The 25,094-nt window shown below is 43.9% G+C and carries 24 protein-coding genes and 1 riboswitch; of the genes, 13 read left to right on the plus strand and 11 right to left on the minus strand.

Annotation, left to right across the window (positions count from 1 at the left end; translation table 11 throughout):
* The first annotated feature begins 156 nt into the window (after nucleotides 1–156).
* Nucleotides 157–1,449 carry an alpha/beta fold hydrolase gene (locus AB4154_RS10845; RefSeq protein WP_372122994.1) on the plus strand — a complete coding sequence of 431 codons (1,293 nt, stop codon included), beginning with the start codon at nucleotides 157–159 and terminating at the stop codon, nucleotides 1,447–1,449.
* 171 nt (nucleotides 1,450–1,620) lie between these two features.
* Here the strand turns inward: AB4154_RS10845 and AB4154_RS10850 are convergent, their stop codons facing one another.
* The 6 genes from AB4154_RS10850 to AB4154_RS10875 form a co-directional block, all read right to left on the minus strand.
* Nucleotides 1,621–1,803, minus strand: coding sequence for a hypothetical protein (locus tag AB4154_RS10850; protein ID WP_004730424.1), 183 nt, complete (start codon nucleotides 1,801–1,803; stop codon nucleotides 1,621–1,623).
* Nucleotides 1,804–2,085: 282 nt separating this feature from the next.
* Nucleotides 2,086–2,313: a PAS factor family protein gene (locus AB4154_RS10855; protein ID WP_004730426.1), complete on the minus strand. Its 228-nt coding sequence runs from the start codon at nucleotides 2,311–2,313 to the stop codon at nucleotides 2,086–2,088.
* A 265-nt stretch (nucleotides 2,314–2,578) separates the two neighbouring features.
* Nucleotides 2,579–4,735 (minus strand): cytochrome c, encoded by a 2,157-nt coding sequence (locus tag AB4154_RS10860; RefSeq protein WP_102393760.1) that lies wholly within the window; start codon nucleotides 4,733–4,735, stop codon nucleotides 2,579–2,581.
* Entirely contained in the window at nucleotides 4,732–5,346 is a 615-nt protein-coding gene (locus AB4154_RS10865) for a cbb3-type cytochrome c oxidase subunit II (protein WP_017064719.1), read from the minus strand. Before AB4154_RS10865 ends, AB4154_RS10860 begins: the two co-directional genes overlap by 4 nt.
* On the minus strand, nucleotides 5,347–6,771 hold the full coding sequence (gene ccoN, locus AB4154_RS10870; protein WP_017069846.1) for a cytochrome-c oxidase, cbb3-type subunit I: 1,425 nt from the start codon (nucleotides 6,769–6,771) through the stop codon (nucleotides 5,347–5,349).
* A gap of 37 nt (nucleotides 6,772–6,808) precedes the next feature.
* Nucleotides 6,809–7,183, minus strand: a complete 375-nt coding sequence (locus tag AB4154_RS10875) for a cytochrome c (protein WP_029235248.1) — start codon at nucleotides 7,181–7,183, stop codon at nucleotides 6,809–6,811.
* A 462-nt stretch (nucleotides 7,184–7,645) separates the two neighbouring features.
* On the opposite strand from AB4154_RS10875, the gene AB4154_RS10880 reads away from it, so the two are divergent.
* Nucleotides 7,646–8,101, plus strand: coding sequence for a hypothetical protein (locus tag AB4154_RS10880; protein WP_017060028.1), 456 nt, complete (start codon nucleotides 7,646–7,648; stop codon nucleotides 8,099–8,101).
* 9 nt (nucleotides 8,102–8,110) lie between these two features.
* The gene (locus AB4154_RS10885) at nucleotides 8,111–9,136 is read left to right on the plus strand and encodes a GGDEF domain-containing protein (RefSeq protein WP_017060027.1); all 1,026 of its coding nucleotides are present in this window, start codon (nucleotides 8,111–8,113) and stop codon (nucleotides 9,134–9,136) included.
* Nucleotides 9,137–9,366: 230 nt separating this feature from the next.
* Here the strand turns inward: AB4154_RS10885 and AB4154_RS10890 are convergent, their stop codons facing one another.
* Nucleotides 9,367–11,799: a putative bifunctional diguanylate cyclase/phosphodiesterase gene (locus AB4154_RS10890; RefSeq protein ID WP_372122996.1), complete on the minus strand. Its 2,433-nt coding sequence runs from the start codon at nucleotides 11,797–11,799 to the stop codon at nucleotides 9,367–9,369.
* A 3-nt stretch (nucleotides 11,800–11,802) separates the two neighbouring features.
* Complete coding sequence (locus AB4154_RS10895) at nucleotides 11,803–12,834, minus strand: PotD/PotF family extracellular solute-binding protein (protein ID WP_017060025.1); 1,032 nt, start codon at nucleotides 12,832–12,834, stop codon at nucleotides 11,803–11,805.
* 575 nt (nucleotides 12,835–13,409) lie between these two features.
* On the opposite strand from AB4154_RS10895, the gene AB4154_RS10900 reads away from it, so the two are divergent.
* The 6 genes from AB4154_RS10900 (at nucleotide 13,410) to AB4154_RS10925 (ending at nucleotide 16,645) form a co-directional block, all read left to right on the plus strand.
* Nucleotides 13,410–14,210: a PhzF family phenazine biosynthesis protein gene (locus AB4154_RS10900; RefSeq protein WP_065584627.1), complete on the plus strand. Its 801-nt coding sequence runs from the start codon at nucleotides 13,410–13,412 to the stop codon at nucleotides 14,208–14,210.
* A gap of 123 nt (nucleotides 14,211–14,333) precedes the next feature.
* Nucleotides 14,334–14,837 carry a YgjV family protein gene (locus tag AB4154_RS10905; protein WP_372122997.1) on the plus strand — a complete coding sequence of 168 codons (504 nt, stop codon included), beginning with the start codon at nucleotides 14,334–14,336 and terminating at the stop codon, nucleotides 14,835–14,837.
* Nucleotides 14,838–14,898: 61 nt separating this feature from the next.
* A complete protein-coding gene (locus AB4154_RS10910; protein WP_017060022.1) occupies nucleotides 14,899–15,213 on the plus strand; it encodes a cupin domain-containing protein in 315 nt (104 codons plus the stop codon).
* A 98-nt stretch (nucleotides 15,214–15,311) separates the two neighbouring features.
* Complete coding sequence (locus tag AB4154_RS10915; RefSeq protein WP_017064712.1) at nucleotides 15,312–15,794, plus strand: GNAT family N-acetyltransferase; 483 nt, start codon at nucleotides 15,312–15,314, stop codon at nucleotides 15,792–15,794.
* Nucleotides 15,795–15,959: 165 nt separating this feature from the next.
* Complete coding sequence (locus AB4154_RS10920; protein WP_048611086.1) at nucleotides 15,960–16,217, plus strand: hypothetical protein; 258 nt, start codon at nucleotides 15,960–15,962, stop codon at nucleotides 16,215–16,217.
* Between the two features lie 131 nt (nucleotides 16,218–16,348).
* A complete protein-coding gene (locus AB4154_RS10925) occupies nucleotides 16,349–16,645 on the plus strand; it encodes a hypothetical protein (protein ID WP_017064710.1) in 297 nt (98 codons plus the stop codon).
* Nucleotides 16,646–16,772: 127 nt separating this feature from the next.
* Here AB4154_RS10925 and AB4154_RS10930 read toward each other — a convergent pair whose 3' ends face one another.
* Nucleotides 16,773–17,270, minus strand: a complete 498-nt coding sequence (locus AB4154_RS10930; RefSeq protein WP_372122999.1) for a fasciclin domain-containing protein — start codon at nucleotides 17,268–17,270, stop codon at nucleotides 16,773–16,775.
* Nucleotides 17,271–17,474: 204 nt separating this feature from the next.
* Here AB4154_RS10930 and AB4154_RS10935 point away from each other — a divergent pair, with 204 nt between their 5' ends.
* The 3 genes from AB4154_RS10935 to AB4154_RS10945 all read left to right on the plus strand — a co-directional run bounded on the left by AB4154_RS10935 (nucleotide 17,475) and on the right by AB4154_RS10945 (nucleotide 20,407).
* A complete protein-coding gene (locus tag AB4154_RS10935) occupies nucleotides 17,475–18,458 on the plus strand; it encodes a DUF2860 family protein (RefSeq protein WP_372123001.1) in 984 nt (327 codons plus the stop codon).
* Between the two features lie 166 nt (nucleotides 18,459–18,624).
* Complete coding sequence (locus tag AB4154_RS10940) at nucleotides 18,625–19,119, plus strand: GNAT family N-acetyltransferase (RefSeq protein WP_372123003.1); 495 nt, start codon at nucleotides 18,625–18,627, stop codon at nucleotides 19,117–19,119.
* Between the two features lie 75 nt (nucleotides 19,120–19,194).
* Nucleotides 19,195–19,294, plus strand: a riboswitch (purine riboswitch).
* 90 nt (nucleotides 19,295–19,384) lie between these two features.
* On the plus strand, nucleotides 19,385–20,407 hold the full coding sequence (locus AB4154_RS10945; RefSeq protein WP_372123005.1) for an adenosine deaminase: 1,023 nt from the start codon (nucleotides 19,385–19,387) through the stop codon (nucleotides 20,405–20,407).
* 179 nt (nucleotides 20,408–20,586) lie between these two features.
* Here the strand turns inward: AB4154_RS10945 and AB4154_RS10950 are convergent, their stop codons facing one another.
* Both AB4154_RS10950 and AB4154_RS10955 read right to left on the minus strand, forming a co-directional pair.
* Nucleotides 20,587–21,252 (minus strand): DUF2057 family protein, encoded by a 666-nt coding sequence (locus AB4154_RS10950; protein WP_102320967.1) that lies wholly within the window; start codon nucleotides 21,250–21,252, stop codon nucleotides 20,587–20,589.
* Nucleotides 21,253–21,545: 293 nt separating this feature from the next.
* Nucleotides 21,546–23,108, minus strand: a complete 1,563-nt coding sequence (locus AB4154_RS10955) for an arylsulfatase (RefSeq protein ID WP_017064704.1) — start codon at nucleotides 23,106–23,108, stop codon at nucleotides 21,546–21,548.
* Between the two features lie 346 nt (nucleotides 23,109–23,454).
* On the opposite strand from AB4154_RS10955, the gene AB4154_RS10960 reads away from it, so the two are divergent.
* Nucleotides 23,455–25,002, plus strand: a complete 1,548-nt coding sequence (locus AB4154_RS10960) for an arylsulfatase (RefSeq protein ID WP_017060009.1) — start codon at nucleotides 23,455–23,457, stop codon at nucleotides 25,000–25,002.
* The last annotated feature ends 92 nt before the right edge of the window (nucleotides 25,003–25,094 follow it).

Genomic DNA, 25,094 nt, shown 5'->3' on the forward strand with positions numbered 1-25,094 from the left:
AAGCTAATTTGGCGATTTAATGAAGTACCTTCACATTCAGGTTCAACAAACGGTTTCATTTACAAGCTAGTATGCGTATCTTGCTAACTACGGTGCCAAAGGGTGCCATTTTTATTCGTACCAATGACTTTAGAATCAGATAAAAAGGAATGAAGCGTGCAAGCTAACTTTATTGATGGAACCACCCTGTACCGTCAGCACTCTTTCAAGTTGCCACTTGATTATCAAGCCAAAGATGGACAACAGATCCAAGTCTTCGCACGTGAGCTGGTTGATCTCGCTAAAGATGAGCAAGAGCTGCCGTGGTTGATCTACTTTCAAGGCGGCCCAGGTTTTCCTTCTCCACGGGTGAGTGGTCAATCGGGTTGGCTAAAGCGTGCATTACAAAACTACCGTGTTCTGCTTCTAGACCAACGTGGTACTGGCAACAGCACGGTTATCAGCCATGAAACTTTGGCGCATTTGTCTCCAGAACAACAAGTCGAATACTTAACGCATTTCAGAGCGGATAACATCGTTCGTGACGCTGAAGCGATTCGTGAACAGTTTGGTATTAAGCAATGGTCGACGATTGGTCAAAGCTTTGGTGGCTTCTGTACACTGAGCTATTTGTCACTGTTCCCACAGAGCTTGCAGCGTTGTTATGTGACGGGCGGCATTCCTTCTATTGAACGAGAAGCTGACGATGTTTATCGTGCGACTTACAAGCGTGTAGAAGACAAAAACAGAGCTTTCTTTGCTCAGTTCCCACAAGCACAAGCTATGTGTCGCGAGATCTCTGATTACCTGCTCAACAACGATGTGAGACTGCCAAACGGTCAGGTGTTCACAGTTGAACAGTTCCAGCTAATAGGTATTAATCTTGGTGGCGGCGAAGCAAACCTTCCAATGTATTTCACACTGGAGAGTGCGTTTGTTGAAGTGAACGGTAACAGACAGCTGAGCTACAGCTTCCTAAATCAAATGCAGCAAGAGCAGGGTTACTTAACTAACCCAATTTACGCAATCTTGCATGAATCGATTTACTGTCAAGGTACAGCGTCTAACTGGTCTGCACATCGTGTTCGTGAGCAGTACCCACACTTCAACTACCAATCGGGCAGTGAGTTCTGGTTTACTGGTGAAATGGTGTACCCATGGATGTTCGACCAACTTGAAACGCTGAAGCCACTGCGTGAAGCCGCGAACATGTTGGCTGAAAAGTCGGACTGGGGCACTTTGTACAACGCAGAGCAGTTGAGCAAGAATACAGTGCCAATGGCGTGTGCCGTTTACGCCGATGACATGTACGTTGAGTTGGATTACAGCCGTGAAACATTGGCGAACATTCCTAACTCGAAAGCGTGGATCACCAATGAATATGAACACAATGGCTTGCGAGTAGACGGCGAAAGGATTGTCGATAAATTGATGACGATGGTTGAAGCGTTAGAAAATCTGCCAAAGTAATCAAGCTATTTGCACTAGAAACAAGATGCGTTAGAAGCTTTCTACTTTAGAAAAGATCTACGTTAGAAATACGATACGCCAGAAACAAGAAAACGCTGCACCCATGCAGCGTTTTTTTATGTCATCGAACTATTCGATTTAAGGAACTAGGAGGGGTAGCCCTTGAAGCCATTAAGGTTGGATGACGATATCTTGATTTTCAGTGGTCGATAAGCTGGCGCGGTTTTGTTCGATAAGCTGAGCCGCATAAGAGGGAGTCACAGCTTGAATTTCGCCTTTTGAACGAATCGTTAATGCTTCCCACGCATGATCACGGTATTTGCCTGTCTGTGTATATTCAATAAGTACTCTCATGATTCTTCCATCCGATGTGTGGTTAACGTGCTACTAACATTAGCGCCATTATTGTGGTTACACACCTGTTAAAAATGGAACATAAGATTAACCAAATGAGAATGCGTGTAACTTGAAAAACAGATCCAACTGCACTTATCTTCTTAACCGCGTTTATCGCAACTAACCGTATTTATCGCAACTAACAGCATTTATCGTAACCAACCTTACTTATCGTAAATAGCGTCCATAAAAAAACGCTGCACAATGGCAGCGTTAAAGTTGAGATAGGTTGAAGATTGCTTAGCTGTTTTCTAAGCCAACAATCTTGCGTGCAGACATCACTGCACTATCCAAATCGGTCAATCTACCAGCACTTGCTGGACCAAGAACTGATGAATACAAAGCCAACTGCTTCTCAAATGATAAATCTAATTGGTTATATAGATTTTGGCGGATTTGAGCGTGTTGCTGAGGCTTTGCGCTCGACAGGCCTTCCAACGTATCGTAGATGAGTGTAGTTGTATCCATAACTGTCCTTAGTACATCTTTAGAAAATTTTGCATATTATGCACTTGGTATCATCTTTGTTCTGCGAGATTGATCGCATTATGTGCAGCTCTGCTTAATTGTGTAATCAGTTAGTTACAATTGTGTTGTACGGCAAAGTGTCGGAACTCGGGTTTGGGCAAAAGAAAAGGAGACACAGTGGTCTCCTTTTGGCTTGTTAGCAAAGATAAAAGTTACGTGCTGTTCGCTGTTTATTGAGCCAATCGGCTACGCACAGCTACAGCGCCTATCGTATGTTAATGTTCTTATCTCGATTTTCGTACATTTCAGGTGTGGTGTGTAATCCACCTGCATAGCCTGCTGCTTCAAGTGTTTCTCTTACCTCTCGAACATGCTCAGCCGTGACCGGTTCATTTCTGTCGCCAAGGTTTAAACGCACAAACGTGATTAACTCAGCTAAGCGTTGATCCGACAGTACATCCTCAAAACTTGCCATTGGCATGAAATTTCTGTCTTTGTCGAGATAGGTGGGTTGCAAGCCGCGCACCGTTACCGCAATGGTATTGAATGGGTCGCTGTGCATGATAATACCGTTGTTCAACAGAGTAGGGGCGATTGGATCGCGACCTTTACCATCGTCACCATGACAGGCCCCACAGGTTTGACGATACGTGGTGTAGATTTCACTGGCATACGCAGCTTCATCAAACCCTTTAGGCTGTAACTGAACGGCATCACTGGCAATGGTGTTGTTGATGTCCCCACTGAGTAGGTAATAGGACATCGACTCAATATCTTCACGCGTCATCAAGCTTAGGCTGTTTTTCACTACATCAGCCATACCCGCAAAAGCGGTGCCTTTGTCTGAATGTCCTGTGTGTAAAAAGTCTGTGAGTGTTGCTTCATCCCAACCATCGATATAGAGCTCATTGGCTGTAATATCAGGCGCGTTCCAACCGTCGATCAAGTTACCTTGGAAAATACGTTCTGGTATCAGTGCTTGGGCAATATTTCGAGGTGTATGGCACTCCGAACAGTGACCAAGTCCTGCGACCCAATATTTGCCTTGTTGCCACTTATCGACATTCTCAATTTCTCCTTTGAGTTCCTCTGGCACTTCATAATCAATAGGGTCGGTATCCATGAATACGATGTTCCAGCCAAGCAAACCTAAGCGAATATTGGATGGAAACATCATGCTGTTGTCATCATTGCGTCGCGGCACGGCGGTGATTGACTGCATGTATTCCCATAAATCCACCATGTCTTGGTCGGTGAGGTATTGATAGGAGGTGTAAGGCATTGCAGGGTACAGGTAACCATTCTTGCCTTTACCTGCGACTAACGCCGCTCGGAAATCATCGAAGTCATAAGTCCCAATACCTTCGGTAGTGTGTGGCGTTATGTTGGTTGAATACACGGTGCCGAAGGGGGTGACAAAGGGTAGGCCGCCAGCAAAGGGTTCGCCACCTTCTGCACTATGACAAGCCACACAGTCACCGGCATAAGCGAGATATTCTCCGCGCTCAACAGATGATGCTTTCAAACTCGCGAGCCGTTGTTGCTCTACGTCACCAGCGTGTCGGATATAAGCCCCAAGCGCGAGTATCTCGTTCTCACTGAGCTGCTCATCAAACGCAGGCATTAGGTTGTTCAAACCGTAATTGATGGTGTGCTGAATCTCTTCAATACTCCCTCCGTGAAGCCAGATATCATCGGAAAGATCAGGTACGCCAATCGCTGGGTTAGCGACAGCACCATCGGCATGACAAGACGAACAGTATTGGACGAACAAGGTTTTACCGAGCTCGACTTTAATCTCCGGCACATCGGTATGACGTTGGTTGAGGGAGGCTAGATAGTAGGAGACTTTTGCCACCTCGTCTGGGCGCATGATTTCACTCCAACCCGGCATCGCTCCATTTCGCCCTTTGGCAATCGAATGGATCACAGCTTCATCACTGCCGCCGTATAACCATTCTTGGTCGATAAGATTAGGGAAGTGTTTCTGACCTTGTGCATTATCTCGGTGACAAGCGGCACAGTGAGTTTGGAATAGAATCCTACCGCTGTTCACGATCTCTGGGACAGCAGCTAATCCCTCTAACGTGGTTTCGCTGGTTTGTGCAAATTGCTCATTGAGAGTGGTGGATGGTGAACTGAGCTTATCGTCGCTTTGTTCCCAATCGACTAAGCCTTCCCATTCTCCAAGCCCGGGGTAGAGCACCAAATAACCCGCAGACAAAAGAAATGCCACTGCATAACTGATAAATAACAGCTTAGGTGGAGGCGCATCTTTCTCTTCAATACCATCAAAGGTGCCAATGGTGTGGTCGTGATCGGCCTTGTGATTGCTACGCCAGTATTTAACGACAACAGACACCATCAGAACAAAGAATATTAAGGTTAAGAGTACCGCCCATAGATTCCAGAATGTGCTCATTGTGATACCTCCTGTGACGTATCTTTACCCAGGCTTTGTAAATAGCGAATCAGAGCTTCACCTTTGGTTTTGCCTCTTACTTGCAAACGGGCATCACCAATTTCTTGATCGGTATAAGGCACACCTAAGGTACGTAACACTTCCATTTTGGCGCTAATATCATCGCCAGTCAGAGTCTGCTCAAATAGCCACGGGTAAGAGGGCATGATCGAGGTCGGTACGACTTTTCGAGGGTCAATTAAGTGAATAGCATGCCATTGGTCAGAATACTTTCTACCTAAGTTAGTGAGGTCAGGACCAGTACGTTTAGAGCCCCACAAGTTAGGAAACTCATAGATATCGTCTGCTTCTTGGTTCGGGCGACCATTACGCTTCACTTCTGGCTCTAGAGGGCGAACCATTTGTGTGTGACAAACATGGCAGCCTTCACTGATGTATATGTCTCGGCCTGCTAACTCAATCGGTGTGAGAGGCATCGCTAAGCTGCCTTTGGCAATATCATCGCCACGGACAATGCTTGGCACTACCCAGACCAATAAAGAGAAGGAGGCCACGACAACAGTGGTCAAAATTAAAATGACGATTGAATGTGTAAAGTCTTTACTCATCATTTAAGCTCCTTCATTAACAGTGTGTTTAGCATCATTTGTTACGGGCATACGAACCGTTTTGTACAAGTTGAAAGCCATTAAGAACAATCCGAGTACAAACAGCGCGCCACCAAAGAAACGCATGAATAGCCAAGGTGCTTTAAAGTCCATAGCTTCTACAAAACTGTAAATCAGTTCGCCATTTTCATTTTGAGCGAGCCACATATATCCCTCGCCGATGCCTGCGATCCAAAGTGCTATTGCATAGATGGCGACGCCAGCATGAGCAAGCCAAAAGTGCCATTTAATCAGTCGTCGTGACCATAGATCGGTTTGGCCCCATAAGCGTGGAATGAAGTAGTAAAAAACCGCTATCCCTGACATCCCAACCCATCCGAGAGCCGCGGAATGTACGTGCCCGATGATCCATTCGGTGTTGTGTGCCACCATATTGAACCAGCGAATAGCGAGTAGCGGACCTTCGAATGTTGCCAAGCAGTAGTAAAGAATCGCTGAGAAAAAGAATAAAAGAATGTAGTCGGACTTCAGCTTTTCTTTATTTTGTAGGAGGGTCATTGCGCTATTGAACGCGCCTGCCCAAGAAGGGAGCCACAGGATCAAAGACATAACGATGCCGATGTTCTGAATCCAGATGGGAACAGAAGAATAAACCAAATGGTGCGTTCCGGCCCACGTGTAAAAGCCGACCAAGCCCCAGAAATGGATCACAGACAAACGGTACGAGTAGATAGGTCGATCCGCCGCTTTGGGTATGAAATAGTAGTTCATACCAATCACACCAGCGGTCAGCAAGAAACCGACGGCATTATGTCCCCACCACCATTGAACAATCGCATCTTGAGCGCCTGCAAACACAGAGTAGGACTTCATCGCCAACACAGGCATCGCGAGGTTGTTCACGATGAAAATCATTGCAACGACGATAATGAATGCAGCAAAGAACCAGTTAGCCACAAAGATATGGCTGACCTTTCGTTTAGCAAGGGTGCCAAAGAACAACACCGCGTACAGCACCCAAACCAACACAATCATCAAGTCGATTGGCCATTCAAGCTCCGCATACTCTTTTGAGGTAGTGTGGCCTGCGGGTAAGGAAATGACCGCAAGTAACAGGATGAATTGCCAGCCCCAAAATACCATCCATGAAAGGCTTTTGTTGAACAAGTCACAATGGCCTGTTCGCTGGGCAATGTACAAAGACGTCCCCATCAAGATATTCACGACGAAGCCGTAAATTACTCCAGAGGTATGTAGCGGACGCAGTCGACCAAATTGGAAATACTGAGAATCAAAGTTTAAGACTGGCCAATATAATTGCGCGGCGAGAATCACGCCGATGATCATACCTACAATCGCCCACACTAAGGATGCAATGATGAAGTACTTCACGACCTTAATGCTGTATTGCGTTGTCACTTGTTCCATAACAAGGCTCCTTGCCTAGAGGTTTTGAATCGCTGACTTAATTTGAATCGCTGAGCGAGCCTGCTTCGTTGCCGAGCACAGAATAGAAATAGGAAATGTCACGGATGTCTTGGTCTGAGAGCGTGTCGGCTTGTTGTTGCATGAGAATCGCTAAGCCACTGGTTCTTTCTCGAGTCTGGTAATCTTTCAATGAAGAGATGAGATAACCCACTTTTTGACCGCGAAGGTTCGGGTAGGGATCTTGTGTTGAGATGCCATCAGCGCCATGACAGGTCATACACACTTTAGCTTTTTGTTTACCTAATTCGAATTGTTCTTGATTAACTTCAGCAGAAACAGGAAACATGACCAGCGTCATTACTAGGGTAGAAAGTGTCGCCATGGGGTTAAATTTTTTTATATTCAAACTCATTCTCGATTCCCTTGATTATGAAATGAGTAAGCTTTCTAAGATCAATACACGAGATCAACTGGTGAAGTAGAAACGACTGGAACTCGTTATTAAGTCTCTTAAAGCTGCTTACGTTCGATTAAAGGTTATGCAGCAACCAGCATTCTCGCTACTGACTTACTCATATTTATTGTTAATTTTGTTGTTTCATACGTATTCATAGGGCTTATTGGTTTACTTACGCAGAGTAAAATACGAGTTTTTGTTACTAGACGGTTGAGAAGGAATACGTCAAGCGGGTAGGGAGTGCTGAACGAGAGCGGTGATGGAAGAGACAGAGAAACGGCGAAGTTATTGAAAAACAGCGAGGTGTAGGAGCATTAGGGATAAAGCGATAGCGTTCAATCTAAGTGGTATCGGTACAAGTTAAATGGTCAATTTATACTAGACTCAATTTAGTGACCTTTTTAAATGGAGTTTAGAATGAGAACTGTATTCTTGTTGATGCTTTGGCTTTGCTCGTTTTCGATTTTTGCAGCCTCAGAGTTAACGGTTTTCGACCACTCTGGGCAAAAGCATGGTTTTAGTAGAGAGCAACTCCTGTCACTTCCTCAAAAAGAAATTACTACCACCTTGCCTTGGGTCGAGGGTCTGACCGTTTATAGTGGCGTGACGTTACAAACGGTGCTTGGAAATATGGATTTACCGATATCATCACAAGTTACTTTTGTGGCATTGAATGACTATAAAATTGCCGTGCCCAAAGAAGATTTTGATACCTATGAACCCATCATTGCGATTAAAAAGAATGGTGAGTTTATGTCTGTGAGAGAAAAAGGCCCGTTTTGGTTGATTTACCCACTCTCTGCGAATCCTGAGACTAATACCCCTGATTTCCATGCCAAGATGATTTGGCAGATTCGTGATATTCACCTGTAGAGGCTAATTATGAAGAAGCTGTTGTCTATGGCTGCAATCAAAGTCGTTGTTTTGTCTTTGGCCGTGGTTGTTCTATCCGTCAATATCTACAGCGTTACTCGAATTAATGACATCAACAAGAGCTTTTCTAATCGCCAAAATGAGGCAACATGGTTTGTTTTCCAATTGGTAAAGGAATACGCGAATTTCTTGATGGTGAGCCGTTCGGATAATCTCAATTACGACGATTTGTGGTTAGCCTATGATATTACGTGGAGCCGCTTTGATATTCTGATCAACAGTACCGAATCTTCTAACTTCATTAAATCTGCCAACTTCAAACCTTATTTCACCGGAGAGTTTGAAAAGTTTAAGTCGTTAGAATCCTCAATTAAGTTGGTGAATCAAGGCGCTTTGCCTAAGGAATCACTGCAGAAGAAAATTGATATTTGTTACAACACGCTGGTCGAATTTATTAACGAAAAGTTTCGACTTCAAAGCCCGGTTATTGAAGAAAACACCACAATGGTCGACAAGTTGGTGATGATGCATCAGATAAGCAGCGTATTTCTGGTGTTGCTACTGCTTGTGACAGGAGCGATTTTTTACGTCGACTTTGCAATCAAACGAAAACTTCATTCTACCGACTTCATTACTGGCTTTCGCAATCGAGTCTCGCTCATGCAGTTTGTTAAGAACAGCTATCCAACAAACGGTAATTTCGACCTTTACTTTGTAAGAATCAGAAACCTTAGTGAGATAAACCAAAAGTATGGACTTGAATATGGAGACTTGGTGGTGAGTTCAGCTGCTAAGTCCCTGACGGCAAAGGTACCGGAAAGTACTATCTCGTTTCGTAGTAGTGGCAGTCAGTTTCTATTCTTCATTCCTGAGCAATTGTACACAAGTGATGAGATACAGGAAAAATTCAATGACGTGCTTAAGGATTATATCTCTGCGGGGAATTTAGAATTGATGATTGACGCTGTAGTCAGGCATAAGAAGAACATCAGCTCTAAAGATATGATGGAGCTACTAACGACAATGCAGAGTTAATCCCCGCATCAGCGATAAGTTAGATCATTAGGTTTTGTTGACTGTACGCTCACCATTTTCCCGCTTCACTATCATGGCTTTTGCCATTCTTTATTTGCCTCCTCATTCAATGTGCAGCCAATAGAGAGCTCCTGCTCTGATGAAGATAGTTCTACTACTAGTTATAGCTATAGTGGCTTTCCGCGCTTGAATAGGAAGAGAGGCTTTGAGGTTTAGGTTTAGGTTTAAGGTTACTGCTTTTGAGTGAGTGCAACGATTCGCTCGTTAGATCTCGAACTGCTAACAGACTGCGGGTTTAAAATTGCTTGCGGGTTATGGTTTCGAACAAACTCGATGAATTCCAGGTAAGTGAGTGGCTGACTGAAGAAGTAGCCTTGTATTAGGTCACAGTTGGCTTTTCTGAGGTAATGATACTGTTCTATCGACTCAACACCTTCTCCGACGACTAGCGTGTCACAAGAGTGGCCTAAGTTAACCATAGATTCGACCATCTTGCGGTCGGCCTTGTCGTCTACCATGTTATCGATAAAGCTCTTATCAATTTTGAGCTCATCCACAGGGTAGTGGAGAAGTTGGTTAAACGCTGTGTAGCCCGTACCAAAATCGTCAAGGGAGACCTTTAAACCTAAGCTTCTGAGGCTCTCGATAGTCTGCACCGTAAGCTTGGTACTTTTCACGTAACTGGTCTCGGTAATCTCTATAATAATGTTGCCAGGTGGCACTTGATAACGTTCGAGTACTTTACGGATGTTGTCGGCAAAATTACGGTTGTAGAGCTCCATCGCCGAGATATTAATTGACAGAGTGCCCTTGTATTTATGAAGTTCTGAAAGCTCTTTATAGCTTTTGATCGCGGTGCCAATGACCCACATGTCGAGCCTGGCAATAAGGTTACTCTTTTCTGCAACTGGGATAAATTCTTCTGGTCCCGCATCGATATCGAATAAGGCTGGGCAACGAATCAGGCACTCCGCGCCATCTATCTGAAGTGTCTTGGCGTTAAAAATAGGCATAAAGCGAAGTTCAAAGTTGTCACTTTCGCAGCACTCTAAGAGTCTTTTCTCTACAACGTCATGGCGTTCCAAGGTATGTAACAACTCTTCGCCATAAACAATACGACTTTCGCCATCACTATGAGACTTCGCATTAGCTAACATTTCATCGATGCATCGGTGCCAAATCTCATCGAACTTTGGTGTGTCGAGCGGTAAAACACCTGTTGCGAGTGATAATCGAAACCCATAGTAGTCAAGGAAGGTGGTGCCGGTCAGCGTATTGTTGATGTTCTCAATTTCTTCGTTTATCACTTGGTTCTTACCCATCTCCAAGATCGCGATAAACTGATTCCCTCCCAGTCTGGCTAAAGAGTAATCACTGCAACTAAAGCCCAAAGAGGCTTGTTGGTTTTGTAGTGTCTCTTTCAGTGCTTTAGCTAAGCTTATCAGTACATTATCACCAACTTTTGCCCCGTAGAGATCGTTAATTTTACGAAAATCGATGATGTCCCAACAAACCACATAGCAGTGTGGGCTCATCGAGCTTTTTAGTCGTACATCAAGGTGTCTGATGAAAGAGCGTCGGTTAGCTAGCTTGGTGAGTTGGTCGAATTCGGCTTCGAACTTCAACTCTGTTAATGAGCCTATGTACGCGTTCTTTAAACCATCAATTTCACTTTGCCCCGATGAACGCTTGAAATACCTAAGCTTGAGCCCGCCGATCGATATCTCTTGCAGTAAGTCTTTAAGCGGGCGCACAAGTTGGTAACGCACCACTAAATGCACGATCAACATGATCGTAAAGAGAGTGCCAAAGCCACCTAACAAGGTTTGTTTAGCGATGATGGCTTTCTCATGGTTGAACTTTTGTTCTCGAATATTTACTTGCGCGATGAGATTTCGGCTGGTCATCTGCACATTGATATTATCTTGGGTTTGCTCAATTGATTTGATAACGAATTGGGTATTTCCGATGTTGGCAGCGTCAGAGGATGGCTCGATTAAGAACTGAATATTGTCATCGTCATTGTATTTGATTAATAAGCTAGAGAGTTGTATCAGAGGTCCGTCAGCAATCAAGATGTAGCGATTTAAACTGTTACTTGCACGTTTGTCTTGAGGAAGGAGGTAAGGGTCAATTGCTGCAACATACGAGTATCTGAGCTCTCCACTGATCGAGACATAAGAGAAGCCTTCGTAGGAGAGTTCCTTCTTGCTGATTAACGAGGTGTATATATCGAAGACTCTTTCGTAAATCTTGTCAGGGATCTTTAGCCCCTCGAAAGGATCGGCTCTGAGAGTCGAAAGCGTTAATTTGAACTTAGGGTCCACGATATAAACATTGCGTTGCCCAAATTGATTGACGTGATTCTGGCTTAATACTCGGAGTACTCGTTTTTCCAATAGCGATAGAGTCGTGTAGTCGCCAGGATTTTGAATGTAGCGGAGGAACTGCAACGAAGAACCGATATCTTTAACTAGTAAGGACAAGCCGAGCTGCTCGTATTCCGCCGCGACTAAAGCGGTGTTCACATCAGATTGCACCTTGTCCAAATACATGTGCTTAGCATGATTTGATGCGAAGTTGTACATCACGATTCCCGCTATCAGGAGCACAAATGTCAGCGTTGGTAAAAGTACAAAATAGAGCTTCTTCAATACTGGCATGAGTTATCTCAAACTGTCGACAATACGATTGCGAATTTGAATGCTACTCGGTTCTAACGGCTGATAAAGGTAGCTGCGATCTAATACTTCTTTATTCGGGAAAAGCTCGGGATCGTTTTGATACTCCTGAGAAGTGAGTGCTTTTGCTTTTGAACTTGGCGTTGCAAACCATGAATCCATTGCGTTTTGAGCGGCGATTTCGGGTTGCGATAAGAAGGAGAGAATCGTGGTTGCCTGTGGAGATCGCTCTCCGTTGTTAATTGCAGCCATACACTCTAACCATAAGGTTGTTCCTTCTAGAGGTACTGTGTAGGCCCAAGATGCCTCAGGTTCGGCATCATTAAGCACATAGCTGTCACCTGAGTATCCGTAGGCGAGGTCGATGTTGGCTAAGTGTTCGGGATGACGAATATAATCGACAACGTATTCATTACTTTCAAGGTGAGGCTTCTGTGCTTGTAGCGTTTTGTAAGCGACTCGAAGTTCTTGTTCGTTGTTGGTAAACGGCTCAAATTGATTCATCAGAAGCGCAGCACTCACCAAATCCGTAGGCTCATAATACATGCTGATTCGGCCGCTGGTTTTGGTTTCAGGGTCTAGAAGAGCGCCCCAAGACTTGGGAGTCTCAACTTTTCCGCTTCGGTATAAGATGCCGGATGTCCCCCAAGCGTAGGGGATTCCATATTCGCCACACCCATCCACCCATCTTGAGTCAAAGTTGCTTGAAAGGGATTGCTGCAAGTCGCTCAGGTTGTGGAATAAGTTCTGTTTAGCCAGCGCTTTCAGTTTCATACTTTCAATGACAACCAATTCAAACGCACCTCGTCGTTCACTCAATAGCACTTCATCACGAATGGACTCGTCAGAAAAATATTGCTGCTTTAGTGAGATGCCGTAGGTATCACTCAACTGGGTAACGACGCTGTCAGATAAAAATTCATCCCAATTGTAGAGATAAATATCATGCTGCTGGCCAAATACAGGGCTAGCCAAAAAGGATGTTGACGCAAGTATTGATACGCAAAACGCTTTCACTGACGGATTCCCTTTCGTACGTGATAACTAAATCGTAGCCCAAAATTTGCAACATGATTCAAATTTAGGCACTTAATTTAACTTCAACTTCATGCATTTCATGCAAATAGCAACTTGCTACTCCTACTTGATACCGAACCTTTATCGTGTGAGGCAAGGATGACTCCGTCGTATCGTATTCAACACAAGTACGTATTCCAGTTTATTGTCCGTGAATGGATTATTTAAATTAATATTCATCATAATATCCATTCTTACAAGTTATTATGCAAATATTAAGCATTAAATAATGATGCGGTGATTACCTTTTTCGGGTTTTCGCTCGTATTAATCGTCGTTATTCCTTTGTTTTGCCATCGCGTTTTACTCTTATGTTCAATGTTCTTTTATCCCTAAAAACACTTCTATAACGTTTTGTTTATCATTTGTTTCGTTTCTCAATAAGTATCGATAAAGTTGTTGCTAAAGACTTGTAGCACAAGGTGATTGTGCTTATTGTGGGCAGCAATATCTAGGTTATGTCCCAACGAGCCATGATTGCCGGTTTGGGAAATGTTGTGCATTTAGGAGCCATTGTGGATTTAGAGATATATCAAGTAGATTCGTTTACAACTCAAGCGTTTAAAGGGAACCCTGCCGGGGTCTGTATCTCCAAAGAGCCGTTGGATGAGTCGTTAATGTTTTCAATCGCTGAAGAGATGGCGGTATCTGAAACGGCTTTTCTCGCGCTTAACACTATGACGCTTAAATGGTTCACTCCCGAAGTCGAAGTGAAGCTGTGTGGACATGGCACACTGGCAACGGTTCATGTGATGAAAGAACAAGGACTGCTTGAGACAGGTGATAAGGTCGTGTTTAACACCTTATCTGGGGAATTATCTGCCGCCGTTTGTGAATCGTCTATCGAGCTTGATTTTCCTAGTACACAGCTATCATTGCGTTCTGAACCCAACCTCACGCTGCTTGAACACCTAGGTTTAGATCCGCATCAAGTAGTTTCATTCAGAGAATTTGACTCTAAGCAGTTAATCGAAGTTTCCAACGAACAAGTGTTATTGGAGCTTTCACCAAACTTTGATGCGTTAAAAGGTATTCAAGGGCGAGGTGTAGTGGTGACAGCATTGGCAGCAAATACGGAACTTGATTTTGTTTCTCGCTACTTTGCACCTTGGGTTGGGGTTAATGAAGATCCTGTGACTGGCTCGGCACATTGCGCATTGACGCAACACTGGGCAGAAAAGCTCAACAAAAGCAGTTTCAGTGCTTATCAGGCGTCTCGTCGTGGTGGCTATATGTCGACTGAATTATTGGCTAATGGGCGAATAAAGTTAATCGGCTCTGCGACCACTGTGATTAGTGGTGTGTTGAAGCTTTAGATTTTTATAGAAGCTTTAGAGCGCTGTTTGCTCTGTTTTGTTGTAACCGCCTAGTATGTTTTATTCGACTGTTCACCGTGAAAGAAGCGGCTAGGGCGGAATGTTATTATTGAAGGAATCACCGTGTCTGCCTTTTATCTTTCCCAAGTATTAGTCGCGATAGCCATTTGTTTTGATCTTCTGTCATTCCAATTCAAGGAAAGGAAGAAAATCGTCACTTGTCTGTTCTTTGCTGGCGTTCTTATTTCGAGTCACTTTATCCTTCTTGAACAATGGACAGCGGCGAGCTTAATGACGATTGCCACGATTCGCTATTTGACGAGCGTATTTTCTACCTCGTCTAAGTTTAAATATTTGTTCTGCTCGATGTCGGTGGTCGCAACCGCTGTGACTTATTCGGGGCTGACCAGCATATTGAGTTGCTTTGCCTCCGTATTTCAGACCTTTGCTGCCTTCAATAAAGATGACCGTCGATTAAGAGAATTGATGATCATCGGAACCAGCTTTTGGTTGATTCACAATTACTTAGTTGGCTCGCCAACAGCGGTTGTTATGGAGGCGCTGTTTATCTGCAGTAACTTGGTGGGCTATTACCGTTTTTACTTCAGAAAGAGTGCCACTGCTTAGGTTTACAACTGAAGCTAAGGCCCAAATTATTAATCAATTCAATACTAGCTAGGAGAGCTTGATGCCAAACATTTACAATGATGTTCCTTCATCAATACCCAATGAAATATTCAATGACCTGATTGCCAACGACAGTGTTCGAATTGAAAGAATATTGTCGCATGGACACAGCTCCCCGGAAGAGGGTTGGTATGATCAAGATGAGAATGAATGGGTGATGGTGATAGAAGGTCAAGGCGTCATCGAGTTTGAAGATGGACGCGTTGTTACCTTGTCTAAAGGGGATTACACCAATATTGCTGCGAGAGAAAAGCACAAGGTTATTGGCACAGATAAAGATACGGTGACGATCTGGCTCGCTGTGTTTTATCGTTGATATCTTGCTCTAAAGCTGAGGCTGTTAGGTTATAAAGCTTGCTGATTCAGCTGTTTATTTGCACCTCAGAAAGGACTTAAGACAAAAAGGAGTATGTTGTGGTTAGAATTCGAAACTATCAAGCGAGTGATGACAAAGCACTGTGGGAGATCTTCTTTCATACCGTACGTAACGTGAATGTTCGAGATTATTCTCAACAGCAAGTCGAAGCTTGGGCACCCAGTAGCTTTGACTTTGCGTTATGGCAAAAGCGTATGAATGGGTTACAACCCTTTGTGGCTGAGCTCGATGGCTGCGTTGTTGGCTATACTGACCTGCAACCTAACGGCTTGATTGATCACTTTTTCTGTCACCACGAATATCAAGGGAAGGGTGTCGGGAAAGCGTTGATGGAACATGTTTTCACTGTGGGTCGAGTTCGTGGCGTATCGAGATATTTCTCTGAAGTAAGTATTACCGCAAGGCCTTTTTATGAGCACCTTGGCTTTAAGGTAGTAAATGAACAGGAAGTCGAAATGCGTGGCGTAAAGCTGACCAATTACGTGATGGAAAAGATAGTTGAAGATGGACAAGGCAGCTGAATAGGCGGACTCGTGTTCTTAGGGATACAGAAACCGAGTTTAAAATATTAATGAACCTTATTAAGGATAACTTTTCCTGATCTATTGATATTGTCGATGAGTTCAAATTGTGTGCAAGATAATTTGTCTAATCTAAACATTGAATGAATACAAGGAGTGTTGTTCATGAGTCATGTGAGTAGATCTAAACTATATACATTGGTGTCGATGTTGTCCTTCGCTGTTGGCGTTCTTGCCTTAGATGCTGGGGTGTCGGGGTTATTTCCTCTCTTTGTTGTCGTCATCTCATTTTTTTCATTCGTCATTAACTCGTTTCTTTGTTTGTTCGGAGGTAAACGCGAAGATGGCTTTGATGCCTATCAAAAAGCAAATCAGACTCGGTCTGAAGCACTGGTCAAAGGCTTAGAAGACTCGAGCAAATAAACCTATGCCTTCAGGCGAACGGTAATCTCATTTTTGATACAGTTTTCACCTGTTTTTGGTTCTCTTCTTCAAGAAAAATCATCACTTTAGAGATAATATCCACTTCAACTAATTTCAGTGAAGGAAGAAAAGTGGGTATTGAAGCTTTAGCGTTTGTGATGGACGCATTAATCACCGCATGTTGTATGTATATCGCCTCTAAAATGTCATTCGTGGTCGCAGATTTTAAATCCCTTCTTACTATTGCTGTAATTGTTGCTCTGGTGTCATTGATTCCGACAGTGGGCTGGGTGTTAGGGTTGATTCTGTTTGTGTTCTTACTCGGGAAAGCGACGCACTCTAGTATTGGTGACTGCATCTGGGTAGTGGTCTTCACGAAGGTGGTATCGATGGCGGCCTTTCTGATATTCGGGCGCTTGTTTATGTAATCCGGGTTCTTGCTTATATCAAGGCAGGCTTGGCTAGTTTGATACCGATCTTAACTTGGTATTTAAACGTCAAAAGGGTGTGAACCTGTCACACCCTCTAAGAACCTTTGATTTGTGTTCATCTTTATTATTTAGGCAGTAATACAGCATCAATCACATGGATAACACCATTGCTTGCTTCAACATCTGCCATCACGACCTGCGCTTTGTTGATCATCACGTTGCCGTGATCAATTCCTACCATTACCGCTTCGCCTTGCACTGTTACGGCACTATCAAGTTTCATCACTTCAGACGCCATTATTTTCCCTGGCACCACATGATAGGTCAGTACTGCGATCAGCTTGTCTTTGTTTTCTGGCTTCAACAGCATATCAACCGTTCCTTCTGGTAGCGCAGCGAACGCTTCATCCGTTGGCGCAAACACAGTGAAGGGACCGTCACCTTTCAATGTTTCAACTAAGCCTGCCGCTTTTACCGCTGCTACCAAGGTGTTGAAAGAGCCGTTTTCAGCCGCCACGTCAACGATGTCTTTCTTCATTCCGTGGTGATCAGCGTGAGCAAAAGCCGTAAAAAGAAGCGTCGCAACTAGCACTGACATGCTTTTGATTAATTTATTAAACATATTGTCTTCCTTTGAGTTTTGTCCGTTATTTTCGAGAGGTATTACGAAAGCCCAATCGTGATAGATCAATTTGTTGTGTCTTTGAGTGAATGGTTAGCGATATCGACAGCGCCAAGCGAATAAATTTATATTGTTAAATGCTTGTTATAATTCCATTTTGATGCTTATAGTTATTTGGTGATTATTCAAGTAATGGATGTGAATATGAGGTTTGTTTTACCAGTAGTCTTTTCTGCATTGGCTTCAATACCTGCATACAGTGGTCTTGCTCCAAGTGAAGGTTTCAGCGGTAATTTCAGTGTATTGGCCGGTTTCTACTCTGACAGTAGTAATTTGAGTACTGAACAAGATTCGAATCAAGCCACCAACACCCAGGAAGGGGAGAGTGAAAACCAAGGGCTACTCGGCTTTTTGGGTACTGTTCAATATACTTTTGGCGAATCGCTGACTCACCAAGTGTATGCGGGTACGACACGAGAAGATATTGCAACAGGTACCATTGCGTTTGAGATCGGTTATCGATATCAACTTTCTGGTGGCACCATATTGGATTTTTCTGTTCTTCCTACGCTTATCTCGGGCAAGGCTTGGACGGATCCGTATGCTGTTGGCGTTAATCGAAATGAAACGGATGTCAAAGGTAATGTAGGACGAATGCAGCTCACTAATATCGGTGGAACTGGTTTTCGAACGGATCTCGCATTTGGGCAATCTGATGTTGATGAAGAGCTATCTGGTAGCCAAGGCTTATCTCCGGAAGATGCTGTGCTGCTGGATAGGGAAAGAACCTATGTGTACGCCAAAGCAGGATACCGCTTTATCTTACCAAACCACGCAGGTCTATTTGTTCCTTCAATGGTGTATTTCCACTCAGACGCAGAAGGAGGAGCACTCAGCTTCGATAGTTATGGTATTGAATTAAACTACGCGAAGAGAATCGGTCGTCATGGTTTTGTTGTCACCCTAGATGCAAGTGATCGTGAATATGATGAGTCGAATCCAATTTACGGGCAAGTACGTGAAGAGAATGAATTCGGTGCATTCTTAGCTTATGAGTTTGGTGGTTTGATGGGCTATAAAGATTGGGCGTTCATTACTTTACTGGGTTTAAGAAGCATAGATTCTAATATCGATTTCTATAACTCCGAGCAAGTATTAGCGAGTGTGGGTGTGGATTATAAATTCTGATATTCACACTATTTTAAAAATACTCATCAAAGCAGAAGTTTAAGTTCAGTCTTACTATTTGTTTAATTATTTCGGGCACTTACACCTTTAAAGGTTGTAGGTTCCCGTTGCTATCCGTAATATGAAAATTAGCTTATGGATAGAAATAATAGGATAAGGAAGCGCTTTGGAAATACAAATTAGACATTTAGAAGCAACGGATAGCCAAGATATTTTCGATATTTATCGCCGCCCTTCAGTTTCAGAAAACACCTCACAAAAGCCTTATCTTTGTTCTGAACAAGTGGAGCGACTGTTTGGTCATTCAGACCATTTCACTCTGGTTGCGGAAGTCTCCGGCAAAGTAGTGGGTCACATTACTTTATTCATGACCACCAAGGTAAGAGACAGGCACTGCGCTGGTCTTGGTATTGCTATTCACCCGGATATGCATGGTAAAGGGGTCGGTAAGGCGTTAATGCAAGAAGCGATCAATCAGGCGGATAACTGGCTTAATCTCGTGCGTCTTGAGTTAGAGGTTCATGCCGATAACCACGCCGCTATTGCTTTGTATGAACGTGTAGGCTTTCAGTTAGAAGGCACAAAAAGACTCAGTACGTTCAAAGCGGGTAAGTACATCGAAATGTTGCTGATGTCGAGAATACGACCAGATTACCGTTGAGATCGAACCAAACAGGTTCCTGCTTTAGAAATCGGTTAATGAGCAATTGATTAGTGAAATTCCCATTAAACTCTGTATAGTAGCAACCGTTTGCTTCGTATAACCCCAATGATATGGTTTGGGGGTCTCTACCAGCACCCGCAAAGTGCTGATTACGAAGGGTTTAGATCACAATTGTGTTCTTACTCTTTGTAATGGCGTTCAAGAAAACCTCCTGTCTATTATTCAGAGTAAGTGCACACCTAAAATCCATAGTAGGTGAAATATGAACGCATTTATTCAAGGGCTCCCAAAAGTAGAGTTGCATTTACACATTGAAGGTTCGCTCGAACCTGAGTTACTTTTCCAGCTTGCTCAACGCAATGGCATTGAGCTGCCTTATTCATCCCCAGAGCAACTAAGACGCGCATACGAATTTGATGATTTACAGTCATTTCTGGATATCTATTATCAAGGTGCTGATGCACTGCGCACAGAACAGGATTTCTACGACTTAACATGGGCTTATCTAGAACGCTGTAAAGCCGACAATGTTATCCATACTGAGATTTTCTTTGATCCTCAGACACATACCGATCGTGGCATTGCATTCGACACCGCTATTAACGGCATTCATCGTGCGCTTGAACAGGGTCATAAAGAGTTGGGCATTACCTCTCAAATCATCGCATGTTTTCTGCGCCATTTATCTGAAGAGAGCGCCATTCAAACGTTCGCAGAGGTATTGAAGCATCAAGATAAGATCGTCGGGGTTGGACTGGACTCTTCTGAATTAGGACACCCACCAGAGAAGTTCAAGCGTGTATTCCAACAAGCAAAACAAGCGGGCTTCTTGACGGTGGCGCATGCAGGAGAAGAAGGGCCGGCTCAAAACATTGTCGATGCGATTGAAATGCTCAGCGTGAGTCGAGTGGATCATGGTGTCCAGTGCATGACAGACGAAGCTCTAATCGAAGAGCTGATTGAAACCAAAATGCCACTGACGGTGTGCCCACTGTCGAATATTAAATTGCGTGTATTCGATGTGATGGAAGACCACAACATTGTCGAACTGCTCAGAAAGGGTGTGGCTGTAACGATTAACTCGGATGACCCTGCTTATTTTGGTGGTTACATGTCGGATAACTTTAATGCGGTGAGCAAAGCTCATGAGATGACGCATCAGGAGTTAGCGCTGTTTAGTTTGAATGCGATAGACGCGAGCTTTATTGAAGCGCCATTGAAGCAGCAATATCGAGAGCTTGTTCAAAGTTACTTAGCTAAAGCTGATTTTGACCAGAATTTCTAGCCGCTGTGCCCATTTACTAGCAGCTGAGTATAAAGCGCTAGGATGGCCAACTAAAGTGGATGGTAAAGTGTTATCGACTGAGTCTGCTTAATCTCTATAAGCCTAAATCATCTAGATGAAGACAAAAAAGAAGCTGGCAGTTTGCCAGCTTCTTTCATTTTTAAATTAAGCTCATTGAGCTACTTGTTCACGTAGTCTTTGAATTTCTGCTTGGTTTCAGCATCCGCTTTTTCGTACCAGAAATAGAGCATCTCTTCAGCTGTATTTGCTGCATTTCCGTCAATCTTTGTTGGAAGCGTTACCGGTTGTGCGACAGCAGCTGCTACGCCCGCGCTAGAACCTACTGTAAGTGCAGCGATGCCGCCTTTCTGGTTGTACTCCTTCGCTTCTTGCGGGTACTTACGACCAATCTGCATGCCATCTTTGATAAGTTTGTCTTGCTTAACACTGATTGCATTTTGGTTTTCATCAACCAGTTTCCAATCTAAGTTTTGAAGGCCTTTTTTCGCTTCGTTGGTGTTACGGAACTTAGGCATGTCAAACGTCAATGCTGTGTCTGTCGCATCAAAAGTAGCAATAATGGTATCGCTATCGACAAACTCTCGGTCGTTACCTTGGCTGAAAGCCAGTTGATATTTGAAAACGATTTGGTTTACGCCATCTGGAACGGTGATCGTTTTGCTCGAAGAGAAGAAACCACCGTCGAGATCAGGTTTAGCCTCATTAACAGCTAAGACTTCGACTAAAGCATCTGCGCTAGAAGGAACTTCAATTGTTACGTCAGCTAACACTTGTGGCGCTGCGATAATTGTGGAAAGCAGCGCGATGGATTTTAATGTTTTCATAATCATACAGTTGTTTATGGGCAGTTGAACTACAATCGCATGGTAAGAACTCCAATTCAAGTCATGTCATAAGGATTTGAAAAAATTTGCGAAATCTTAACGCAACGGTCATATATTAAGGTTCACATTGACTAGTGTGAGTTTTTATTTTTGAAAAATGAGAGGGTAGGTTGGGTGTGAATTGTACTAGTTGGCGGTTCGCGTCTTATGTTATTTGTATTGGATACTAAAAAGCCGCGGTCACTGCATTCAGTCACCACGGCTTCGTTATTACATTTTTAATCTAGAGTAGCTTATTTAGCTTGTGCTGCGGCTGCTTCTAGTTGCTTAAGTTTACCTTGAAGCATGTATGCATTCTGGTTGAAGTTACCTGGGTTCAGTACTTGGCTATTCTGCATAGGGTAATCTGGTAGCGTCGTCATAAACTCTTGAACCTGATTTCCTACTGGAACGAATAACCACATGTTGTCTGCCATCCAGCGTAGGTACATACCAGACTCGTGCGGTGCTTTCTCGAATGGGTCAGCACGTAGGTGAACAACTTGAGGCCAGTTTGGTTGGAAACGAACTGCATCCACAATGTTACCATCCATCACAGCAAACGAAATCTTGAAGTCATTCCAACGTACTGCGTTTAGCTCAGCGTTAGCAGAGAAGTAAAGCATGCTGTCACGAGGGCCTTTCTCTTCTTTACCTTGGAAGTAAGGCAGGAAGTTGTAACCATCTAGGTGTACGCGCCAGTTTTTACCGTTGTAAGTTGCACCTTTGTCAGATGCTAGCTTCTCAACCACTTTATCATCACCAGCGGCTGCTAGTAGAGTAGGAATCCAGTCTTGGTGGCCCATGATATCGTTGATTTTAGTTCCAGGTTTGATAGTCCCAGGCCAGCGAACTAGCTGAGGCACACGCATACCACCTTCGTAAGTTGTACCTTTCTCACCGTGGAAGTAAGTTGCGCCGCCATCAGGCCAAGAAACCGTTTCAGCACCGTTATCGGTAGAGTAAATTACGATAGTGTTGTCAGCGATTTTTAGTTCATCCAGCTTGTCTAGAAGCACACCAACATGGTCATCATGCTCTAACATACCATCAGCATAAATACTGATACCTGACTTACCTTGGTATTTCTCTTGTAGGCGAGTCCACACGTGCATACGAGTGGTGTTGTGCCAGATGAAGAATGGTTTGTCAGCTTTTACCGCTTTTTCCATGAATGCTAGAGATTCTTCTAGGAACTCTTCATCCGCATGCTCCATACGCTTACGCGTCATTGGGCCAGTATCTTCAATCTTACCGTCAGCAGTAGACTTGATTACACCACGAGGGCCGTAGTTCTTACGGAACTCTGGGTCTTTAGGGTAGTAATATGTTTCTGGCTCTTCTTCGGCGTTTAGGTGGTACAGGTTACCGAAGAACTGGTCAAAACCGTGGTTCGTTGGAAGGTGTTTGTCTTGGTCACCCATGTGGTTCTTACCGAACTGAGCTGTCATGTAGCCTTGTTCTTTAAGAAGGTCTGCGATCGTTGGAGCCCAATCAGGGATACCGTGGTCCGAACCTGGCATGCCGATAGTCAATAGACCAGTACGGAAAGGTTCTTGACCTGTTAGGAATGCAGCACGACCAGCAGTACACGATTGTTGACCGTAGTGGTCAGTAAATAGTGCGCCTTCGTTAGCAATACGGTCGATGTTAGGTGTTTCGTAACCCATCATACCGTTGTTGTATGCACTGATGTTGAATACACCAATGTCATCACCCCAGATAGCAAGAATGTTTGGTTTTTCTGCTGCTGTTGCCGCTGAAGAAGCTGCTAATAAGCCAACACCTAATGCTAGTTTATTAATTTTAGTACCCATAAGGACTCCGATTCACTTTTAAGATTAATGCGTTAGAACAACGCATCGATGAGCAAATGTTATTCTCAAAATTCCGTTACGTCCTTTTATAGTGCTTATAACCAATCGTTATGATGCTTAGGTAACCTATTGATTAATATCAGCTCCAGTGGGTACGTAGAATAAAGCCTTAGTTTGTATGTGTGATCCTTATCATGTTTGTTGGCGTAAACCTTATCGATGATTTCTGTATCCGTATCTCAATAAAAATGACAAAAAGATTAATAGCTTAGGGTATCTCGCGCATGTGTAAAAAATGGACTATACGTTGTAGGGCAGGATGCAAATAACTTACGAAGAGGTTTCTATGACAGCGAAATATGGCGCTAAACGTCGATTAGCGATTTTGGGTACAGCGATGATGGCCGCGTCCAGCGCCACTTTTGCGGCTGAAAAGCCAAATATATTGGTTATTTGGGGGGACGATATTGGTCAATCCAATGTGAGTGCATACACCTTCGGTCTCATGGGTTACAAAACCCCGAATATTGATAGCATCGCGAAAGAAGGGATGATGTTTACGGACTATTACGCAGAGCAATCTTGTACTGCGGGTCGCTCTACCTTTATCACGGGACAAAGTGTATTACGAACGGGTTTGAGTAAAGTAGGTTTGCCGGGCGCAGACATTGGCTTACAAGCAGAAGACGCGACAATCGCAGAAATGCTGAAACCTATGGGTTACATGACAGGTCAATTTGGTAAAAACCACCTTGGCGATAAAGATGAATTCCTTCCAACAGCACACGGGTTTGACGAATTTTTTGGCAACCTTTACCACCTAAATGCTGAAGAAGAACCAGAGAATGAAGATTACCCAACCGATCCTGAGTTTCGTAAGAAATTTGGCCCTCGTGGTGTCATTAAGTCATTCGCTGATGGCAAGATTGAAGATACCGGTCCACTGACGCGTAAGCGTATGGAAACGGTTGATGAAGAAACACTAGACGCGGCACTTGATTTTATGGATCGCGCAGTGAAAGCGGACAAACCATTCTTCGTGTGGTGGAACGCGACACGTATGCACTTTAGAACGCACGTGAAAGCCGACAGTAAAGGCGTAACCGGTGTCGGTAACTACGCTGATGGTATGGTTGAGCACGATCGACACGTTGGGCAACTATTGAAGCAAGTGGATGAGTTGGGTATCAAAGACAACACGATTGTTTTCTACTCAACGGATAACGGCCCTCACATGAACTCTTGGCCTGATGCGGGTACAACCCCGTTCCGTGGTGAGAAAAACACCAACTGGGAAGGCGCATACCGTGTACCAGCAATGGTTCGTTGGCCTGGTAAGATTGAACCAGGAACCGTATCTAACGAAATCATGCACCATATGGACTGGATGCCAACCTTCGTTGCCGCCGCTGGTGATGACCAAATCAAAGAGAAACTACTCAAAGGTCATACTGCCGGTGATAAAACGTTTAAGGTTCACTTAGATGGTTACAACTTCCTTCCTTACCTAACGGGTGAAGAAGAGAAAGGCCGTCGTTCGGAGATCTTCTACTTTACCGATGATGGTGATTTAGCGGCGCTTCGTTACAACCAATGGAAAGCGGTGTTCATGGAGCAGCGTGCAACGGGTACCATGCAAATTTGGGCTGAACCGTTCGTGACGTTACGTCTTCCTAAGCTGTTTAACCTGCGTATGGACCCATACGAAAACGCAGACATTACATCGAACACATATTACGACTGGTTGTTAGACCATGCTTATATGTTCGTTCCAGCACAAGCGTATGTGGGCAAGTTCCTAGAAACCTTTGCTGAATATCCGCCACGTCAAAAAGCTGCGAGCTTTAGCTTGGATCAGGTAATGGAAAAACTGCAGGAATCTCATAACAAGTAAGTGATTGTTTGAGTGAAACTGAACAGATTGAAGAGCTCTTAGGAGCTCTTTTTTTATGCGCATATCGATGAGTAAATCCCGGTCGTGAATAC

The sequence above is a fragment of the Vibrio sp. 10N.286.51.B11 genome (assembly GCF_041469245.1).
GTDB classification, from domain to species: Bacteria; Pseudomonadota; Gammaproteobacteria; order Enterobacterales; family Vibrionaceae; genus Vibrio; species Vibrio crassostreae_C.